This is a genomic window from Achromobacter kerstersii, from assembly GCF_902859595.1.
GTDB lineage: Bacteria > Pseudomonadota > Gammaproteobacteria > Burkholderiales > Burkholderiaceae_B > Achromobacter > Achromobacter kerstersii.
This window is the reverse complement of sequence record NZ_CADIJQ010000014.1, coordinates 95,215-111,835: the sequence shown is the minus strand read 5'-3', so window position 1 is coordinate 111,835 and position 16,621 is coordinate 95,215. Positions and strand designations below refer to the sequence as shown.

Genomic DNA, 16,621 nt, shown 5'->3' with positions numbered 1-16,621 from the left:
TGGGCGCCTGCATGCGCAAGGTGGTACATCTGTGCTTCGGTGTGCTCAAGACGCGGCAACCTTATAGGCCTGATTACGCTTTTTCTACTTGACGGCCAAGACGGTATCTTCGGATTCCCTCGGGCGCATCGAGGTTGCGCGCAGTCAGGGCCACCGCGCCGACGGGCTGCCGCCGTCTTGGATCGGGGCGCTGCTAGGGTGTGCCTTAGTCACGAGTGCTGCGGGGCCCACCGAGTGGCGGCCGCGCGGGCGGCCTTACTCGGCTTACGCATTTGTGGGCGTTTGGGCGGTGGTCGCTTTCGCGAATTTGTAGAGCTGGTTGCTAAGGGGCCCCCCCGCCGTTTTTGGGGGGAGAAAGGTGGCGCGCAGCGCGCACTGTCTTGCGCATGCCGACCCATTGCGCGCCACGCACCGGGGTTCAAGTGCCGGCCGTCATTCGTAGGATGGGAAATGACACCGCACTTGGGTTCAAGTGCGGTCATCATGCGTGGGGGAATGATGAATTTTGTGCTGCCAATCATCCCAAGACGCGCGCAAAAAAAACTGAACAACGCAGCCACACGCGAAGCGCACACCGCGACGGCGCTCCGCCGCGCGTAAGCTCCACAAGGCCGCCCGCGCGGCCGGCATGGAGCGGGCCCCGCAAGATCATTCCCACCACTCCGCCGGCGAGTAGAACCCTAAGAACAGCACTCGCCCCCGCTGACGTCGCATTCAACTGACGCAGCCTGTGGGGTCGGTGGCCTGGGGTGGGCGGGGCGTCGATAAGCCCAACGGAATCCGTAGGGAGCCGAAGGCGTACGAGGATGAGGCAGGGGCAGTCCGGAGCGAAGGCTCCGGACCGCAATCGTTGCCCCGCGCACCCCAGGCCACCGACCCCACAGGCGTCAACAGAACCCACTCCAACAAAAGCAAAAAAACCTACCGAACCTCAGTCTCCCAAACTCTCGGCTTCCCCTCCCACACCGAAAAGCCCTTCACTCGCTTATTACTCGCCCACGCATCTGCGCCGTTGTACAGCATCAGCATCGGCGCCTGTTCCAGCATCAACGCGTGCAGTTGATCAAACAGCGCCTGACGCTTCACCGGGTCTGACTCCAGGAAGCTTTCATCGATCAGCTTCTGCGCGGCGGGATCATCCCAGACCTTGCGCGGCTGCTTTTCCTTGTCGCCAGAAAACTGTTCAAAGCTCAGCGACGGGTCCAGGCGGGACGAGAAGGAGAACGAGCTGATCTGGTACTTGCCAGTGTTGTAGCGGTCCAGCTGCGTCGCCCATTCCAGCACTTCGATCTTCGCGTTGATGCCCACCGACTGCATCATCGCCTGTGCAATCACGGCGACCTGGTAGCTCGGCACATGCGCGCGCTTGTTTGCGTAGATGACGATGGGTTCGCCCTTGTAGCCCGCTTCCTTCAGCAACTGCTGCGCGCGCGCCGGATCGTACTTGTAGCCGCGCTTTTCGGCGTCTTTGTAATAGGCCGATCCCGCGTGGACGGCGGAGTTGTTCAGCTGGCCCAGGCCTTCGGACGCAGCGGCCACCACTTGCGGGATGTCCAGTGCCGCCGCGATAGCCTGGCGCACCTTCACGTTCTTCAGCACCGGGTCTTGCGTCTGGAACAGCAACACGTGCTTGACGGCGTCATGCGGGCTGAAGACGGTCAGGTTCTTGGCGCTTTTCAGTTCGCCCACATCCGTGTTGGTGATCTGGCTGGCGTCGATTGCGCCCGACATCAGGCCGGCCTTGGACGTCGATGGGTCCGGCACCACTAGGAACTTCACCTCGTCCACCAGCGGGCGCTTCGAGCCCACGTAACCGTCCGGCTTGTCGCCTTCGGGTGACACGTAATCCTTGAACGCCGACAGCAGCGTGTACTCGCCACGCTTCCAGTCCTTGAACTGGAACGGGCCGGTGCCGATCGGCTTGATCCACGAACCGTCTGCCGCCACCGACTCCTTGGCGATGATGGCGGTCATTCCGCAGTCGGTGCGCGCCAGCGAATCCAGGAACACCGCCGACTTGCGGTCCACCTTCATCACCACGGTCTTGGCATCCGGCGCCGACACGTCGGTCACCTTCAGGCCATTGCGCCCGTCGAAGTCGCTGCGGCAACGCCAATCGGTTTTCGGGTCCATGTAGCGCTGCCAGTTCCACAGCACATCGGCGGACGTCAGCGTGGCGCCGTTGTGGAACTTCACGCCGTCGCGCAGTGTGAAGGTGTAGGTCAGGCCGTCGTCCGACAAGGCAACCGACTTGGCCAGCAAGGGGCCGACGGTACCGTTCTCGCGGTAGCCGACCAGGCCTTCGACAATATTGAGCACCACGCCGTCGGTTGTGTTGTCGCGGTTGACGCCGGGGTTGGTCGAGCGGATGTCGGCCGGTTGGGCCACCGTCAACACCGCGGCATGAACCGGCGCGGCGACGGCGGCAAGCGCCAGGGAGAGCGCAAGCGCTCTGGGAACAAAGTGGTGGTGCATGTAAAGACTCCCCGGCGTGCGGCGCAGATTCCACGCATATATTGGCGCCAAAATAAGCTGCTAATTATGGCAACTCCACCGCACGCCGCCATACGGGGTATCCCTGAACCCGACGCACAAATGCATCGCGGCGGCCTCTTTGCAGAAGGCCGCCGCGCAGGCGATGTGAATCGCGAGATCAGAACATCAGCGTCAGTGTCAGGAAATGTCTTGCCCAACGTGTTGCGCGATGATTTTTTGCAGCTGCTTCACATCGCGCGCTTCCAGCGCATCGACCATGTCGAAGTGTTCGCGCGCCGAAATCTCAATGCGGGATCGAGTCACCCATTCCTTGGCCGGGGCCGCCGGGCCGCGCGCACGCATTTCCTGGATCAGCGCCGCCAGCTCGCGGTTGCCGCACAGGTCGTACATGCTTGCGTGAAAGGCCAGATTGACCTCGTATTGCTCCAGCAAGGTGCCGTCTTGCAGCAGCTTGACGAAACGTTCCGCCAACGTGCGCAGCGCACGGACCTTGGCCGCCGTAACGTTGGGCATCAGGTCAGCCGCCGCGCCCGTTTCAAGCAGGATGCGGATATCCCGGATCTGCAAATGCTGATCCGGGTCCATCGCGTACACGTGATAGCCCCGGTTCGGGATGTGCGCAATCAGCCGCTTGGCGGCCAACTGGTCTAGCGCCCGCCTGACGTCCAGACGCTTGGCGTCGTAGCGCTCTTGCAGGTCGATCTGTTTCAACCAGGCGCCGGGACCATACACGCCCGACTGAATATCATGGGCAATGCGGTCAACCAGGCCAGGTTGCGTCGCTGCCGGTTTCGGCATGGACCACTCCCATCAATCAATTCCAAAGCGCGTATTTTAGGCATAACTTCCTGCGCCGAATGCAGGGGGTTCCCCCCCTGCTCTCATGCCGTGGCCCGCAGGGGTTCCATGCCGTCCAAACGCCAACGCAAGCGCACGCCTCCGGTTTCTGTGGATTCCAAGGCTGGAATCGCCGACAACAGGCTGCGCGTGTAGTCCTCTTGCGGGCGGTCGAACACCGCGTCACGCGACCCTTGCTCGACGATGCCGCCGTCACGCATCACCACCACCCGGTCAGCCACCTGCTCCACCACGCCCAGGTCGTGGCTGATGAACAGGCACGAAAAGCCGTGCCGTTCCTGCAAGTCAGCGAACAGGTCCAGCACCTGCGCCCGCACGGTAACGTCCAGGGCGGACACCGGCTCATCGGCAATCACGAACGCCGGCCGGCGCACGATGGCGCGCGCAATCGCCACGCGCTGACGCTGCCCGCCAGACATCTCATGCGGAAAACGCTTGGCGTATTCAGAGCCCAGGCCCACTTCCGCCAGCACCTCGTCCACGCGGCGGCGCTTGTCCGCCGATGGCATGTCTTGCATCATCCGCAGGCCTTCGCCCACAAGCTGGCCAATGGTCATGCGCGGGTCCAGCGACGAATACGGGTCCTGGAACACCATCTGGCAGTTCAGGCGGTAGTCGCGCCACGCGGCCGACTTGCGGCTGACAGGCTGGCCACGGAACAGAATCTGGCCGGACGTGGGCGCCAGCAGGCCGGCAATGGCGCGGCCGAGTGTGGTCTTGCCCGAGCCCGAGCCGCCCACCACCGCCACCACCTCGCGCGGTTTGACGTGCAGGTCGATACCGTTCAAAGCGCGCTTGGCGCCAGTGCGCGAAAACAGGCGCTGGTGGCCGGCGTAGTCCACCACCAGGTTCTTGACCTCGACAATAGGCGCGTCTTGCGTCAGCTTGCGGGCGGGCAGGCGGCGCGGCATCGCGTCCAGCAGCTTGCGCGTGTAGGGATGCTGCGGCCGTTCCAGAATGCCGGCGGTGGTGCCGGTTTCCAGCACCTTGCCATGCTGCATCACCACCATGCGCTCGGTGTATCGCGCCACCATCGGCAAATCGTGGCTAATCATCAGCACGGCCGTGTGGTGTTCGCGCGTCAGGTCCACCATCAGTTCCAGCACGTCGCGCTGCACCACGGCGTCGAGCGCGGTGGTGGGTTCATCGGCAATCAACAGCGCCGGCTCCAGCAGCATCACCGAGGCCAGCATCATGCGCTGGCGCATGCCGCCCGAGAACTCGTGCGGCCAGGCGTCCATCGCCCCCTTCGGATCGCGAATGCCCACGCGGCGCAGCATCTCAAGAATGCGTTCGCGGCGCTGGGCCGTGGACAAGTCCCTGCGGTGCAGCTTCAGGCCTTCGTCCAGCTGGCGGCCGATCGGCATGGACGGGTTCAACGACGTCATGGGTTCCTGGAACACCATGCCGATGCGCGCGCCGCGCAGCTTGCGCAGCACGGCCGGCTCGGCCTTCGTCACGTCCACGCCTTCGAAACGGATGGCCCCGCCCGCCACCACCAGCGGCGCCGGGGTCAGGCCCATGATGGCGCGGGCGGCCTGCGTCTTGCCGCTGCCGGATTCGCCCACGATGCCGACCATTTCGCCCGGCGCCACGTCAAACGACACGCCGCTGACGATCTCTCGGCCGCCTGCGCCCACCGTCAGGCTCAGGTTCGATACGGATACCAGTGCGCTCATTGCACGCCCCTCATGCGGGGATCGAGACGGTCTCGGACCGCATCGCCCAGCAGGTTGATCCCCAGCAGCGCGAGCGCAATGGCCAGGCCGGGAAGAATGGATAGGTACGACGCCTGCGCCATGAACGGACGCGCGGCGGCCAGCATGTTGCCCCACGTCGGTGCGGGTGGCGGCACGCCCAGGCCCAGGAACGACAGCGCGCTTTCCGCCAGGATCACCCAGCCGAACATGGACGTGGCCAGCACCGTCAGCGGCGCCACGCAGTTGGGCAGCACATGCCGGAACATGGTGTAGAGCTCAGAATTGCCCAGCACACGAGACGATTCGATGAACTCCTTTTCACGCAAGGACAGCACCGTGCCCCGCACGATGCGCGTCACCGACGGCGTGTAGGCCAGGCCCAGCGCCAGGATGATGCCGTACTTGTTGGCGCCCACCACCGCCAGCAGACCCAACGCCAGCAGCAGGCCGGGAAACGCCAGCAGCGCATTGTTGAAGGCCATGATGATGCGGTCGGTCCAGCCGCGCACGAAACCGGTGAGCGTGCCGATGGCGGTGCCGGCGACGATGGCGAACGTCACCGTCAGCAAGCTGATCCAGACGCTGCTGGATGCCCCGGCCAACAGCCGCGACAACTCGTCGCGGCCAAACTCGTCGGTGCCCAGCAGGAAGTCTCCGCCGGGCGGTTTCAGGCGCGCGATGAAGTTGATCTTGAGCGGGTCATGCGGCGTCCAGAAGGCGCCCATGATCGCCGCGATGAGCATCGCCCCCACGATCAGGCCGCCCAGGAGCGCGTTAGCTGCGATTCGCTTTTTCATTCGGCGGTCACTCTCGGGTCGAAGATGGGATAGCACAGGTCGATCAGCAGGTTCACGATCACGTAGACCACGCCCACGAACAGCAGGCAGCCCTGGATGACGGGGTAGTCGCGGGCGAAGATCGAATCCACCAGCAGGCGTCCCAGCCCAGGAATCGTGAAAACGGTTTCCACCACCGCGATGCCGCCCAGCAGGTTGCCCAGCACCAGACCGATCAGCGTCCAGGTCGGGCCGAACGCGTTGCGAAATGCGTGGCGCATCAGCACGGCCGATTCGGACAGGCCCTTGGCGCGCGCATGGGTGATGTAGTCCAGCCGCAGCACTTCCAGCGTGCTTGCACGCGCCATGCGCATCAGCACGCCGATTTCGTGCAGGAACAGCGTCAGGATCGGCATGGCCAGATACAGCAGGCCCGCCTTCCAGTCTTCACCGATCGACACATAACCCACGACCGGCAGCCATTGCAGCTTCAGGCCGAAGAAGATCAGCAGCAGCAAACCCAGCCAAAAGGTCGGGATGGACACCAGCAGCGTGGCCGAGCCGACCAGAAACAGGTCGGGCCATTTGTTCTGCTTCCAGGCGGCGATCATGCCGGCCGGCACGGCGACCAGCGCGGCGAACAGCACCGCCACCAGCACCACGCGCCCGCTGATCAGGAAGCGGTCCCACACCAACGGCAGCACGGGCTGGCCGGTGTTGATGGACGACCCCAGATCGCCGTGCAGCATGTTGCCGAACCAGATGCCGAACTGGGTCAGCCAGGTCTGGTCGAGTCCCAGGCGCGCACGCAGGTCGGCCAGTGCGGCCGGCGTGGCCAGGTCGCCCAGCAGCAGTTGGGCGGGATCGCCCGGAATCAGCCGGATCATCACGAACACCGCCACCGCCACAATCAGCAGCGTCGGCACGGCCATGACAATTCGGGATAGCGCAAAACGCAGCATGGCCCTCTCCTATTCCTGAACGCGGACGCACGGCAACGCGTGGCGTCCGCCTTCAGCGATATCAATTTTTCGCATGTCGCAACTTGCGCAGCGCGTCCGCCAGGAAGTCCTGCACCTGGCCCACGCATTTCAGACCATCGTGCGGCACGTTATCCACAACATCCAGCACCGCCTTCACGCCTGCCGCTTCGAACGAACGGCGCAGCGACTCCAGGCGTTCGGGGCGCGTCTTGCCAGCGTCATTGGCGCCCGGCATGAAGAACTTGCCGCCTTCGCGGTGGGTGATTTCCCAGGTTTCCAGGTCGGCTTTGCCCACAATCATGTGCACGGCCACTTGCTTGAGCGCTTCAATGTCCACGCCCTTGCCGAAGCGGGTTTCGGCATCGCGCACGCCCACCCACCAATCCTGGCTTGGGTCCAGCAAGGTCACCGAACCCGGCGCGCCGATCGACACGGCCCACAGGCTTTCGGGGTGCAGGTAGGCAAAGCGGTTCACGAACTGGCCGCCGCCGGAATAGCCGAACAGGCCGAACTTCTTGAATTGCAGGCCGAACTTCTCGCCCACTTCCGCGACCATGTCGAGCAGGATGTGGTCATAGCGGATGTTGCCTTCGAGCAGCTGCTTGAAGCCGTCGCGGTTGCCGTCGCCCAGCGGGCCCACGGGGAACAGCGGGCACAGCACGATGCAATCGTTCCAGCGCGCGAATTCAGCGAACGCGTCGCGGTATTCCACAAAGGCACGGCCAGTGCCGTGCATGATGACGACCAGCTCCATCGGATGCCTGGCGGTGTCGATGTGCGGCGGCACATACATGCAATACGAAAAGCGCGGGTCGGTGCGGGCTGCGAAGACCGTGCTGTGGCCCAGGTCGTACATGGCGCGCGCGAGCGCGGCGTCGGGTTGAAGAGCGATAGCTGCGTTGGACTGCATGATTTCCTCTTTGCCATGGCCGCGTGGGCGGACGCATGGCGGATGCCGGTGGTCGAAACAATAATCACATAAATTGGCGCCAATTTTAGGCGCAGCGGTTTCGACGCAACAAGGCAGGGGATTCCCTAGGCTGGCGGGATGCGCCAACCGGATGCAGACAAATGTATTGATGGCAGGGCCACCCGGAAAGGGTGGCCGCCCGAAACGTCAGCCTTTCTTGAACAGCCGTTTGGCCACGCTGACCACACCCAGCACCACGGCGCCCGCCACGATGCCGAACAAGGCGTTGAGCACAGTGGACGTCAACGCTTGCACCACGCTGCCCCCGCCCACCGCGGCGACGGCGTGTTCGATGGCGGCATGCACCGGCGCGATGCCGTGGGTCAGGATGGCGCCGCCCACCATGAACATGGCGGCAGTGCCAACGACCGACAGGGTCTTCATCAAATAAGGCGCCGCCCCCACGATGCGCTTGCCCAGCCAGGCCACGCCCTGCGACCGCTTCTGGCTCAGGTAGAGCCCCAGGTCGTCCAGCTTGACGATGCCGGCCACCAGCCCATACACGCCCACTGTCATCGCAATCGCAATGATCGACAGCACGGCGACTTGGCGCGTGAAGTCCGCGCCGGCCACAGCGCCCAGGCTGATGACGATGATCTCGGCGGACAGGATGAAGTCCGTCCGCACCGCGCCTTTGATTTTGCTGCGCTCAAACGCCACCATGTCCACCGACGCATCCTGCAAGGCCTCGGCGCGCGCGGCGTGATTGCCCTCGGCCGATTCGCCATGCGGCAGGAATTTGTGCGCCAGTTTTTCCACGCCTTCAAAGCACAGGAACGCGCCGCCCAGCATCAGCAAGGGCGTGATCGCCCACGGCGCAAACGCACTGATCAAGAGCGCCGCCGGCACCAGGATCAGCTTGTTGATGAACGATCCCTTGGCCACCGCCCACACCACGGGCAGCTCGCGGTTAACGGGCACGCCGGTCACCTGCTGCGCATTCAGCGCCAGGTCGTCGCCCAACACGCCGGCCGTCTTCTTGGCGGCCACTTTGGTCATGACAGAGACGTCGTCCAGAATGGTGGCGATGTCGTCAAATAATGCGAAGAAACTACTGCCGGCCATCAAGCATCCCCTATGCCCGTAAAGGTGATCCGAGTGTACAAGCGGCGGCCGCGTCCAGATGCAACTCGGCTGACCGTTTTCATTCCTTTTTGTGTCTGGATCGGGCGTGGCGAAAATCCGCCGCAGGCTCTACGCTGCGGGTTGCCCAATCGACGTGAAGGATGCCCCATGCTCGCCCTGCGCCCCACCTGCGAACACTGCGACACCGCCCTGCCCCCGGACGCCACCCATGCGCGCATCTGTAGTTTTGAATGCACATTCTGCGCGAGCTGCGTGGACGAGGTGCTGGGCAACGTCTGCCCGAACTGCGGCGGCGGCTTCACGCCGCGCCCGATCCGCCCGTCGCAAGACCGCAAGGGCGGAAACTGCCTGGAGAAGTACCCCGCCAGCACCGAACGCAAACATCGGCCGGTGGACCAGGCCGCGCATGCGGCGCTACGGCGCAGCCTGGAAGGCGTGGCGCCGCAGGACCGCTGATTGAGCGCCTCGTCCCCCGGGGTCAAACCCTGGGTCAGGCCTGGATGTAGACCCACGCGTGTACGCCGGACTTCAACAACACCGACACACGCTTGTAGTCGGACACCTCGTAGGTGTCGGCGGCGTGCAGCTCCTGTTGGGTGACCTCGAAGACCGTGCCGCGCACTTCGTCCTTGGGGTCGTAGCTGGCGTAGACAATCGGGTGCTGAGCCTTCCCGCTGGTCTTCAAGACCTCGGGGTCAGTGATGTCGACCCAATGCTGCACATAGCCCGTCATGGCATCGGGCCGGCCGGTCAGTTCACGGCCGAAGTTAGCCAGCTGCACGGCCTTGTCTTGCAAGGTTCCGTAGGAAAACAACAGGATCGACGTCTCAGGGATTTCAGGCACCATCTTGTCCTTAAGGAAAATGATTGGCTTCCAAAGACTTTACATCGGCGTCCAGGCGTTCAAACACGACGCCACATGCACACTTCTTTTCACACCCATGACACCGGCCAATGCGCCAGCCGCGTCGCCAGACCTCCAACATCTTCATATACCGCCAGCACGCCGCGCTTGTTGCGCAAGACCACAACGCGCTTGCCTTCGAATTCGTTGATGTGACTGTAGTGCGCGGGCTCGGAGGCACCGCCGTCCAGCTTGTAGGCCAACTTGGCGCGGTCGACGAAGTCTTCGTCATCACGCCCGGCGCGGGACACGCCTGGCCGCAGCGGCGTTGCCAGTCTGACGCGCAACGCCGTGGCATCCGCCACGAAGCGCGTAATGCGGGCCTGAAGCGCAGGCACATCCGGATCAGCCGGCATCGCCAGCCGGCTCACGAATCGCTGACGCGTGTCGGACGGCAAATCGCTCCATAGGTTCAGCACTGCCACCCCCAGCTCAGCGAGCGTGCGCTGCTGGGCGGCATCCAGTTGTTCAAACGGAAACGGCGGCGCCCACGCGTCGATCGTTGCATTCGCGTCGCCGTTGCCGGGCGAAGATGTGGCCCTGTCGTCTGAATTCATCATGAAACTCTCCTCGACACTCGCCAACAAGAAGGCCGCCCAAGCGGGCGGCCCTGTCTGGCAGGCATGCAGCGTCAAGCTGCGGCATTTCAAGAAGGCCTGGCATGCGCGTCGACGACAAGGCGACCATGATTGATCGCGGCGTCTACCGCCATGCCGGGACTGGAAACAAAGCCGCCCGATTCGAACAACGGCACGGCGTGATGTTCATTGAGCTTGTCCTGATCTGCTGCCAACTCCACCGCGACGGTTGCGGTGAAGGCGGGCCGGCTGCTGCCCCCGACTGTAATCCGGGAAACACTGGCGGTAAGCCGATAGCCCTTGTAGACCATATTGTTGTGAAACATGAAACCCCCTATTTGTTAAAAAGGCCCAACGGGCCTTCATTCACAAAGCGCGGATTTGCGTGGCGTGAGGGCCTTTGGCACCTTGCGCAGTCACGTAACTGACGCGTTGGTTTTCCATCAGGACCTTATGGCCATCGCTGACAATTTCCGAGAAGTGCGCAAATAAATCCTTGCCGCCGTTCTCGGGCATGATGAAGCCAAATCCTTTCGCATCGTTAAACCACTTTACGATTCCGGTTTCCATAATCTCATTCCTTTTAATAGCGGGCACCGCCCGCGAAGGTGAGCCTGTCAAGGAAAGGACTGCGAACAATGTAGCGCCCCTAGGGGAGCAAGACCGGACGAAAATCACGATGCTCGAAAAGCTTCTAATCCACTATGGGTGCAGAGGTTCTTAAAGTCAATCAGCGTTTCCATTTACCACGCATGTATTATTTTCGCGGCTGATTGGGCTTAATTAATGGCAAAACCAAGTAATTCGGGGCGTGCAGCGGGGTTTTCTAAAGTTTGCTTCGCGTTTACTTATTACGTAACCAACGCTGCGTAAGCGTATACCCGAACAATAAAAGGCGTATGCTCGGCCAATGGTGCTTGAACGTGCGTCACCTCGCCGTATCGCCATACAGGAGTATGGCCATGCATCATCGCAACACTCGCTTCCCGCGAACCCCCTGCCCCGCGCACGTCCTTTTCATCGCAGATCGAGCGTGAGCGCGATCAGAAGGTCGATCGCCAAATTCGCCAACGCCTGCGTCAAACTGCTTCCGTCAGCCTCTCCGCCGCCCGCCAGCGGCGAGCCGCGTCGCGACCCGCAACGCAGCCATGCCGCCATCTCGTCTCCGTGGCGCATCTACCGCATCTACGCGCGGCCTGGCCACTTGCTGATGCGCAATGAACAAGGCCGCATCCTGGACCTTGGCGTCATGAAAGGCGTGGAGCCCAACCTTACCTACCGCCTCTTTGCCCGCGACCTCCAAGGCAAGGGTTTCGCCACGCGCTCGCTGCTGCTGGACGATATCGCCCGCCGTATCGAGGCTGGCGAAGTCAGCAAAGAACTGCTCAGCCTGCCCGATTGGGATCAGCCGCTGGGCGCAGATCTGGACCGTGGGACACATACAGATGTGTCGATGAAGCTGGGGCGTTAGGCAAGCCCCGCCCGGGTCGAGGGAGTCGGGGCGTCAAGCACGCCCCGCCCGGATCGATGAAGCCGGGGATTCAAGCACGCCTCGCCCGGATCGACGGAGTCGGGGCGTCAAGCAAGCCCAGCTAGGGTCGACGAAGTTTGGCGTCCGGCAAGCCGGACTCCCGCAGCACTTCGCGCGGGCGCTCGCGCCTGCAATCAACGATCAAACACTGATTCCAACACGATGCCTGTGGCCACGCCGATCAGGAAGTAGTCGGCGCCCACGCTGATCCACTGATAGCCGCGCGGCGGCTGCTTCAGGTGGTAACCGCGCCAATCATTGATGACGTACTGCGGACCACGATACGGCTGCGGCACGCGTTCGCCTTTGGACCAGCGCGACGGTGCGGGATCGGGGCGGTCGTAGCCATGGCCGTGCTTCGGACCTGGGCCACGGCCGGCGTCATGGCCCGGCCCCTGGCCAGGACCATAATTCGGCCCCTTGCCCGGCCCCTTGTTCTGGCCGTGGTTCGGCCCCTTGCCCGGTGCGTCGTCGTGGCCATTTCCATGGCTGTTACCAGGGCCATTGCCGGGACCGCCGGGACTGCCGGGGCCACCAGGGCCGCCGGGGCCACGATCGGGTTGCGCATAGGCCAAACCGCTGCTTGCTGCCATCACGGCAACCAAAAGAGTAGAGACGATTTGCTTTTTCACGTTAGACCTTTTCAATGCACGGCACATGCCTACGCCACGCATTCTAGGGATCAGGTTTAACGCAATCAGGACGAAGCGTTACCGCGTGTTAAGGCCATGCCGGTTTCGAAATCCACTGTGACAGGTATCGTCGCGATACCCGTTTTCGCCGGCGCTAGACACGATCGGATATTCTCTCGCCTGAAAATATTCAGGGCCCGTTCATGCAAAGCCCAAGCATCGAACGCCCGCTGGTGCAAACCCCGTTCATGCAGACCCCGCTCATGCAAACCGCCACCGAGATTCTGGACACCTTCGAACGCCTGGGTTGGAAAGGCAACGACCCCATGGCGCAAATGCTGCAGCTGCGCGCGCACGATCCGAAGGCGTTGGGCGACCTGGTGGTGCAAGCCTTGGACCGCAACCTGAAGCACGCCACGTTCATTGACGCCGCGCTCGACCTGATGGACGACGACAGCTACCTCGCAACCGTCAACTCGGCGTGGCAACGCGCCCGGCAAGGCGCCCGGTCAGACATGCTTTGCGAAGTGCTGGATTCCGCCGCCTTGCAATACCCCGACGTCTTCGCCAGCAATTGGAACGCGTATCTGAGCGCCGTGCATGCCGGCGAAGGCGGCCCCGAGTATTTGGCAGATCAGGCTTGGCGCGCGCTCGACGCCACGACGTCGGCGGATTGGTGCGCCACCTTGGAAGACGATGTAAGCGACGGCACGCTGGGCCGCTCACGCGCGATTGCGTTGCTGCGGTCGCGCCAGCCCAAAGCTGTACAGCAAGCATGGTTGCGCCTGTTCCCCAACCCCGACGCGCTGGCCCAATCATGGCTGCACCTTGCCGGCTACGCGTCGCAGGATGGCGGCATACGCGCCCTGCATTCAGAGCGCCCCTTGCATATCGAATTGAGTGCCAGCCAGCGCAAACCCATGCTGGCCGATCAGCCCACATGGCGGCGTGATGTGCAAAAGGCGCATCCCACTTGGGGCGCGAACGCCGAGCCTGTCACCCAAGCGCGCATGGGCGGACGACTGCCCAGCACCTGCGGGCATTGTCACGCGCCGCTGCACCGCTTGCTATCCCTGGATGATCCCGCCGTGGCCGGCATAGCCAGCGCCACGCCGCTTGATGTCGCCACGTGCCTGTCATGCCAAGGGTGGGAGAGCGATGGCGCGATGTTCTATCGCCATGATGGGGAAGGCGTCCCGCACGCCCACCCGAGTCAAGTCCTGGAAAATGCGTTAGCCCCGGACTATGTCGCCGATGCGCTGCTGGACGCCGACGTTCAGCTATTCACCGCGCCGTCACGGTGGGCCTGGCAGGATTGGGGCCAATCGAACGGCAGGCAGAATCTGAACCGCGTGGGCGGCGCGCCAAGCTGGGTTCAGTCCGCCAACTATCCCGCCTGCCCCGACTGCCAGCAAGACATGCACTTCGTCATGCAGCTGGATTCCGGATTGCCTCAAGCCGATGGCGGCGAATGGCTATGGGGCAGCGGCGGCTGCAACTACACGTTCTGGTGCGTCGGCTGCCGAGTCAGCGGCCATCTATGGCAATGCACCTGAGCCACACCGGGTTCCAGTTCCAGCTCCAGCTCCAGCTCCAGCTCCAGCTCCAGCTCCAGGCGCAGCTCCAGGCGCAGCTGCAGCTCAGGTTCCGGTTCCGGTTCCGGTTCCGGTTCCGGCTCAGGCTCAGGCTCAGGCTCCGGCAACGCCACCCTATTTTTTTAACTGCTCCGACACGCACATATTGACGACGCCGTTGACCAGCGCTTCGATGCGGTCGCGCTCCGGGCCTTTTTCGTTGGTGACCAGCATCCGGTCATAGGCGGTGTAGTCCTTGAGCACCACCGTCTTCTGCAAGCCGTCCAGCACGCATTGGCAATACATGGCAGAGCGCGTATCCACGTCCGGCCGCGCACCCGCGCTTTTCTTGAAGCCTTCCACGCACGAGCTATACGTCACAAGGCGAATGCTCTCGGGGTACTCATTTTTCTTCCCGCAGCCGGCAAGCCCCACCAAGGCCACCCCTGCGATCACCCCCGCCACCGCTCGCCACGTAGTCTGCATGAACCGCTCCTGTTGAAATTCGAAAACGGGTGCATTTTTGCATAAGGGCGTGCCATCTTTTGGTCTGATTATTCCCGCGGCAGACCCTTTTCATTTGTGCGATGTGTATGGTACACATCATGGACAGCCGAGAACTCATCAGACAGCTCCGCCAAGCAGGCTGGGTTTACCGAAATGCGAGAGGCTCGCATCACATCTACGTCCACCCGGAAAAGCCTGGGCATCTCAGCGTGCCCCATCCAAAGAAGGACCTTGGAATCGGCTTGGTCACCAAGTTGTTGACCCAAGCTGGTCTGAAGTAGATCGGTCACCGCCATATCTATTGGTCCGCTCACGGCTTACCAAGGAAACTCATGAAATACCCCATCGCCATAGAGCCCGGCAGCGACACGCAAGCATGGGGCGTTGTCGTTCCGGATCTGCCCGGTTGCTTTTCAGCATCCGATTCGGGCATTGATGAAGCCATCGAAAACACGAAAGAAGCGATAGAGCTCTGGATTGAAGCCGCGTTAGATAGCGGCGCGCCCGTGCCGCCGCCCAGCGGCATCGCGGCTCATCAAGCGAATCCAGAATTCACAGGCTGGATCTGGGCCATCGTGGAAATAGACCCTGCCGTCATGGACGACACCATCGAGCGCGTCAATATCAGTTTGCCCCGGCGCATACTCGCCCGAATCGACGCGAAAGCCCGCGCGGCCGGCGAAAGCCGGTCCGGCTACATCGCGCATCTGGCGTTGACGCACTAGCCGCGTCGTTTGTCGGATAAGGTAGCGCCCCGGCCGTCCCGACACGGTTAACTTCCTACTCACTCTGCACCATGACGTCATCTGCATCCTCCTCCCACCCCATCGCCATCGACCCCGCCCAGGTTGGCGAATACCCCGCCCTGACCAAATCCGGCGGCGGGTATTTCTATGACGATGTGTTGGAATACCGCGTGTGGGTTCACCCTCACGCGGGCGGCGAAGACTTACACGAAGGTGATGACTATTACTACGCCTTCGCCACCTTCGAAGAAGCCGCCGAGTGCGCCGAAGACACGCCAGGGGCCGAGCAGCCGCTTGTGCTGGTGCGGCAGTTTGAATCCATCAACGAACCCACACCGGGCGTCTTTGAACACGTCATCGCCGAGCGCATCACCGAGTGGCGCGTGGAGTGGCTGGCCGATAGCAAGCGCACCGCCACGTCCATTCCAGATTTTCTGAAAAGCCGCGCGCACTAGGCGCGCAGGCCGCTCAAGCGTCAGCGCACGAGCTCAGCTCATGTACACGCCACCATTGATGGCGTAGTTGGCGCCCGTGACAAAAGCCGCGTCATCGGATGCAAGCCAGGCGCACAGCCCAGCCAAGTCTTTCGCCGTGCCCAAGCGTCCGACCGGCACGCTTTCGATGATGCGGTCCAGCAGCGCGGGCGGGAACGCCTTCACGGTGTCGTCCGCGATGAAGCCGGGCGACACCAGGTTTACCGTCACGCCGCGCGCCGCCACTTCCTGCGCCAGCGACCGCGTGAAGCCGATCACCGCGCCCTTGGCCGTGGCGTAGTTGATCTGGCCGATCTGGCCCTTTTCGGCGGCGACGGAACCAATGTTGATGATGCGGCCCCAGCCCCGGTCGGCCATGCTGTCGACGACTTGCTTGGTGCTGTTGAACAGCGTGTCCAGGTTGCTGCGCAGCACGGCCGACCAGTCGGCATACGCCATCTGGCGAAAGCGCATGTCCAGCATCGACCCGGCGTTGTTGACCAGCACGTCGATGTCGCCCACTTCACGGCGCACCTTGGCGAACGCGGCCTCGGTCGACGCCCAATCCGTGGCGTCACCTTCGGACGCCACGAAGTCGTAGCCCAGCGATTTCTGTTCCTTCAGCCAGCTATCGCGGCGCGATGAGCGCGGGCCGCAGCCCGCCACCACACGGTGGCCGGTGTGATGCAGCGCCTGGCAGATCGCGGTGCCCGTGTGGCCCATTCCGCTGGTGACATACGCGATACGTAAAGCCATGACCATTCCTTATTCAGATGTGCGGCACGCGCCGCGGATCAACCCACCGAA

The 16,621-nt window shown here is 63.0% G+C and carries 20 protein-coding genes; 6 read left to right on the top strand and 14 right to left on the bottom strand.

From position 1 onward, the window contains the following. Positions 1 to 921: 921 nt before the first annotated feature. From HV765_RS28790 to HV765_RS28760, 7 genes are all read right to left on the bottom strand, one after another. Positions 922 to 2,475 carry an ABC transporter substrate-binding protein gene (locus tag HV765_RS28790; protein ID WP_054424199.1) on the bottom strand — a complete coding sequence of 518 codons (1,554 nt, stop codon included), beginning with the start codon at positions 2,473 to 2,475 and terminating at the stop codon, positions 922 to 924. Between the two features lie 198 nt (positions 2,476 to 2,673). Further along, a complete protein-coding gene (locus HV765_RS28785) occupies positions 2,674 to 3,294 on the bottom strand; it encodes a GntR family transcriptional regulator (protein ID WP_054424201.1) in 621 nt (206 codons plus the stop codon). 83 nt (positions 3,295 to 3,377) lie between these two features. Next, the gene (locus HV765_RS28780) at positions 3,378 to 5,033 is read right to left on the bottom strand and encodes an ABC transporter ATP-binding protein (RefSeq protein ID WP_054424203.1); all 1,656 of its coding nucleotides are present in this window, start codon (positions 5,031 to 5,033) and stop codon (positions 3,378 to 3,380) included. Further along, positions 5,030 to 5,851, bottom strand: a complete 822-nt coding sequence (locus HV765_RS28775) for an ABC transporter permease (protein WP_054424205.1) — start codon at positions 5,849 to 5,851, stop codon at positions 5,030 to 5,032. Before HV765_RS28775 ends, HV765_RS28780 begins: the two co-directional genes overlap by 4 nt. Then, on the bottom strand, positions 5,848 to 6,792 hold the full coding sequence (locus HV765_RS28770) for an ABC transporter permease (RefSeq protein WP_006223711.1): 945 nt from the start codon (positions 6,790 to 6,792) through the stop codon (positions 5,848 to 5,850). The genes HV765_RS28775 and HV765_RS28770 overlap by 4 nt, the downstream gene beginning before the upstream one ends. Before the next feature lie 61 nt (positions 6,793 to 6,853). Then, entirely contained in the window at positions 6,854 to 7,723 is an 870-nt protein-coding gene (locus HV765_RS28765; protein ID WP_175171712.1) for an alpha/beta hydrolase family protein, read from the bottom strand. Between the two features lie 207 nt (positions 7,724 to 7,930). Continuing rightward, entirely contained in the window at positions 7,931 to 8,848 is a 918-nt protein-coding gene (locus tag HV765_RS28760; protein WP_175171711.1) for a DUF808 domain-containing protein, read from the bottom strand. Positions 8,849 to 9,016: 168 nt separating this feature from the next. Here HV765_RS28760 and HV765_RS28755 point away from each other — a divergent pair, with 168 nt between their 5' ends. Then, positions 9,017 to 9,325, top strand: coding sequence for a DUF1272 domain-containing protein (locus HV765_RS28755; RefSeq protein ID WP_175171710.1), 309 nt, complete (start codon positions 9,017 to 9,019; stop codon positions 9,323 to 9,325). Positions 9,326 to 9,359: 34 nt separating this feature from the next. Here HV765_RS28755 and HV765_RS28750 read toward each other — a convergent pair whose 3' ends face one another. From HV765_RS28750 to HV765_RS28735, 4 genes are all read right to left on the bottom strand, one after another. Beyond that, positions 9,360 to 9,716, bottom strand: a complete 357-nt coding sequence (locus HV765_RS28750) for a gamma-glutamylcyclotransferase family protein (RefSeq protein WP_054424213.1) — start codon at positions 9,714 to 9,716, stop codon at positions 9,360 to 9,362. 86 nt (positions 9,717 to 9,802) lie between these two features. Then, a complete protein-coding gene (locus HV765_RS28745) occupies positions 9,803 to 10,333 on the bottom strand; it encodes a hypothetical protein (RefSeq protein WP_054424215.1) in 531 nt (176 codons plus the stop codon). An 86-nt stretch (positions 10,334 to 10,419) separates the two neighbouring features. Beyond that, a complete protein-coding gene (locus HV765_RS28740; RefSeq protein ID WP_054424217.1) occupies positions 10,420 to 10,677 on the bottom strand; it encodes a hypothetical protein in 258 nt (85 codons plus the stop codon). 40 nt (positions 10,678 to 10,717) lie between these two features. Next, positions 10,718 to 10,921: a cold-shock protein gene (locus HV765_RS28735; RefSeq protein ID WP_054424219.1), complete on the bottom strand. Its 204-nt coding sequence runs from the start codon at positions 10,919 to 10,921 to the stop codon at positions 10,718 to 10,720. Between the two features lie 463 nt (positions 10,922 to 11,384). On the opposite strand from HV765_RS28735, the gene HV765_RS28730 reads away from it, so the two are divergent. Beyond that, the gene (locus HV765_RS28730) at positions 11,385 to 11,822 is read left to right on the top strand and encodes a hypothetical protein (RefSeq protein ID WP_054424220.1); all 438 of its coding nucleotides are present in this window, start codon (positions 11,385 to 11,387) and stop codon (positions 11,820 to 11,822) included. Positions 11,823 to 12,016: 194 nt separating this feature from the next. Here the strand turns inward: HV765_RS28730 and HV765_RS31955 are convergent, their stop codons facing one another. Next, positions 12,017 to 12,514: an RcnB family protein gene (locus HV765_RS31955; RefSeq protein ID WP_254600763.1), complete on the bottom strand. Its 498-nt coding sequence runs from the start codon at positions 12,512 to 12,514 to the stop codon at positions 12,017 to 12,019. Between the two features lie 203 nt (positions 12,515 to 12,717). On the opposite strand from HV765_RS31955, the gene HV765_RS28720 reads away from it, so the two are divergent. After that, a complete protein-coding gene (locus tag HV765_RS28720) occupies positions 12,718 to 14,070 on the top strand; it encodes a hypothetical protein (RefSeq protein ID WP_254600762.1) in 1,353 nt (450 codons plus the stop codon). A gap of 153 nt (positions 14,071 to 14,223) precedes the next feature. Here the strand turns inward: HV765_RS28720 and HV765_RS28715 are convergent, their stop codons facing one another. Further along, entirely contained in the window at positions 14,224 to 14,574 is a 351-nt protein-coding gene (locus HV765_RS28715; protein WP_054424224.1) for a hypothetical protein, read from the bottom strand. A gap of 119 nt (positions 14,575 to 14,693) precedes the next feature. Here HV765_RS28715 and HV765_RS28710 point away from each other — a divergent pair, with 119 nt between their 5' ends. From HV765_RS28710 to HV765_RS28700, 3 genes are all read left to right on the top strand, one after another. Beyond that, positions 14,694 to 14,876, top strand: coding sequence for a type II toxin-antitoxin system HicA family toxin (locus HV765_RS28710; RefSeq protein WP_082387125.1), 183 nt, complete (start codon positions 14,694 to 14,696; stop codon positions 14,874 to 14,876). 51 nt (positions 14,877 to 14,927) lie between these two features. Beyond that, positions 14,928 to 15,320, top strand: a complete 393-nt coding sequence (locus HV765_RS28705; protein WP_175171709.1) for a type II toxin-antitoxin system HicB family antitoxin — start codon at positions 14,928 to 14,930, stop codon at positions 15,318 to 15,320. 71 nt (positions 15,321 to 15,391) lie between these two features. After that, positions 15,392 to 15,796 (top strand): hypothetical protein, encoded by a 405-nt coding sequence (locus tag HV765_RS28700; RefSeq protein WP_054424231.1) that lies wholly within the window; start codon positions 15,392 to 15,394, stop codon positions 15,794 to 15,796. Between the two features lie 33 nt (positions 15,797 to 15,829). Here HV765_RS28700 and HV765_RS28695 read toward each other — a convergent pair whose 3' ends face one another. Beyond that, positions 15,830 to 16,570, bottom strand: a complete 741-nt coding sequence (locus HV765_RS28695) for an SDR family oxidoreductase (protein WP_054424713.1) — start codon at positions 16,568 to 16,570, stop codon at positions 15,830 to 15,832. Positions 16,571 to 16,621 lie beyond the last annotated feature (51 nt).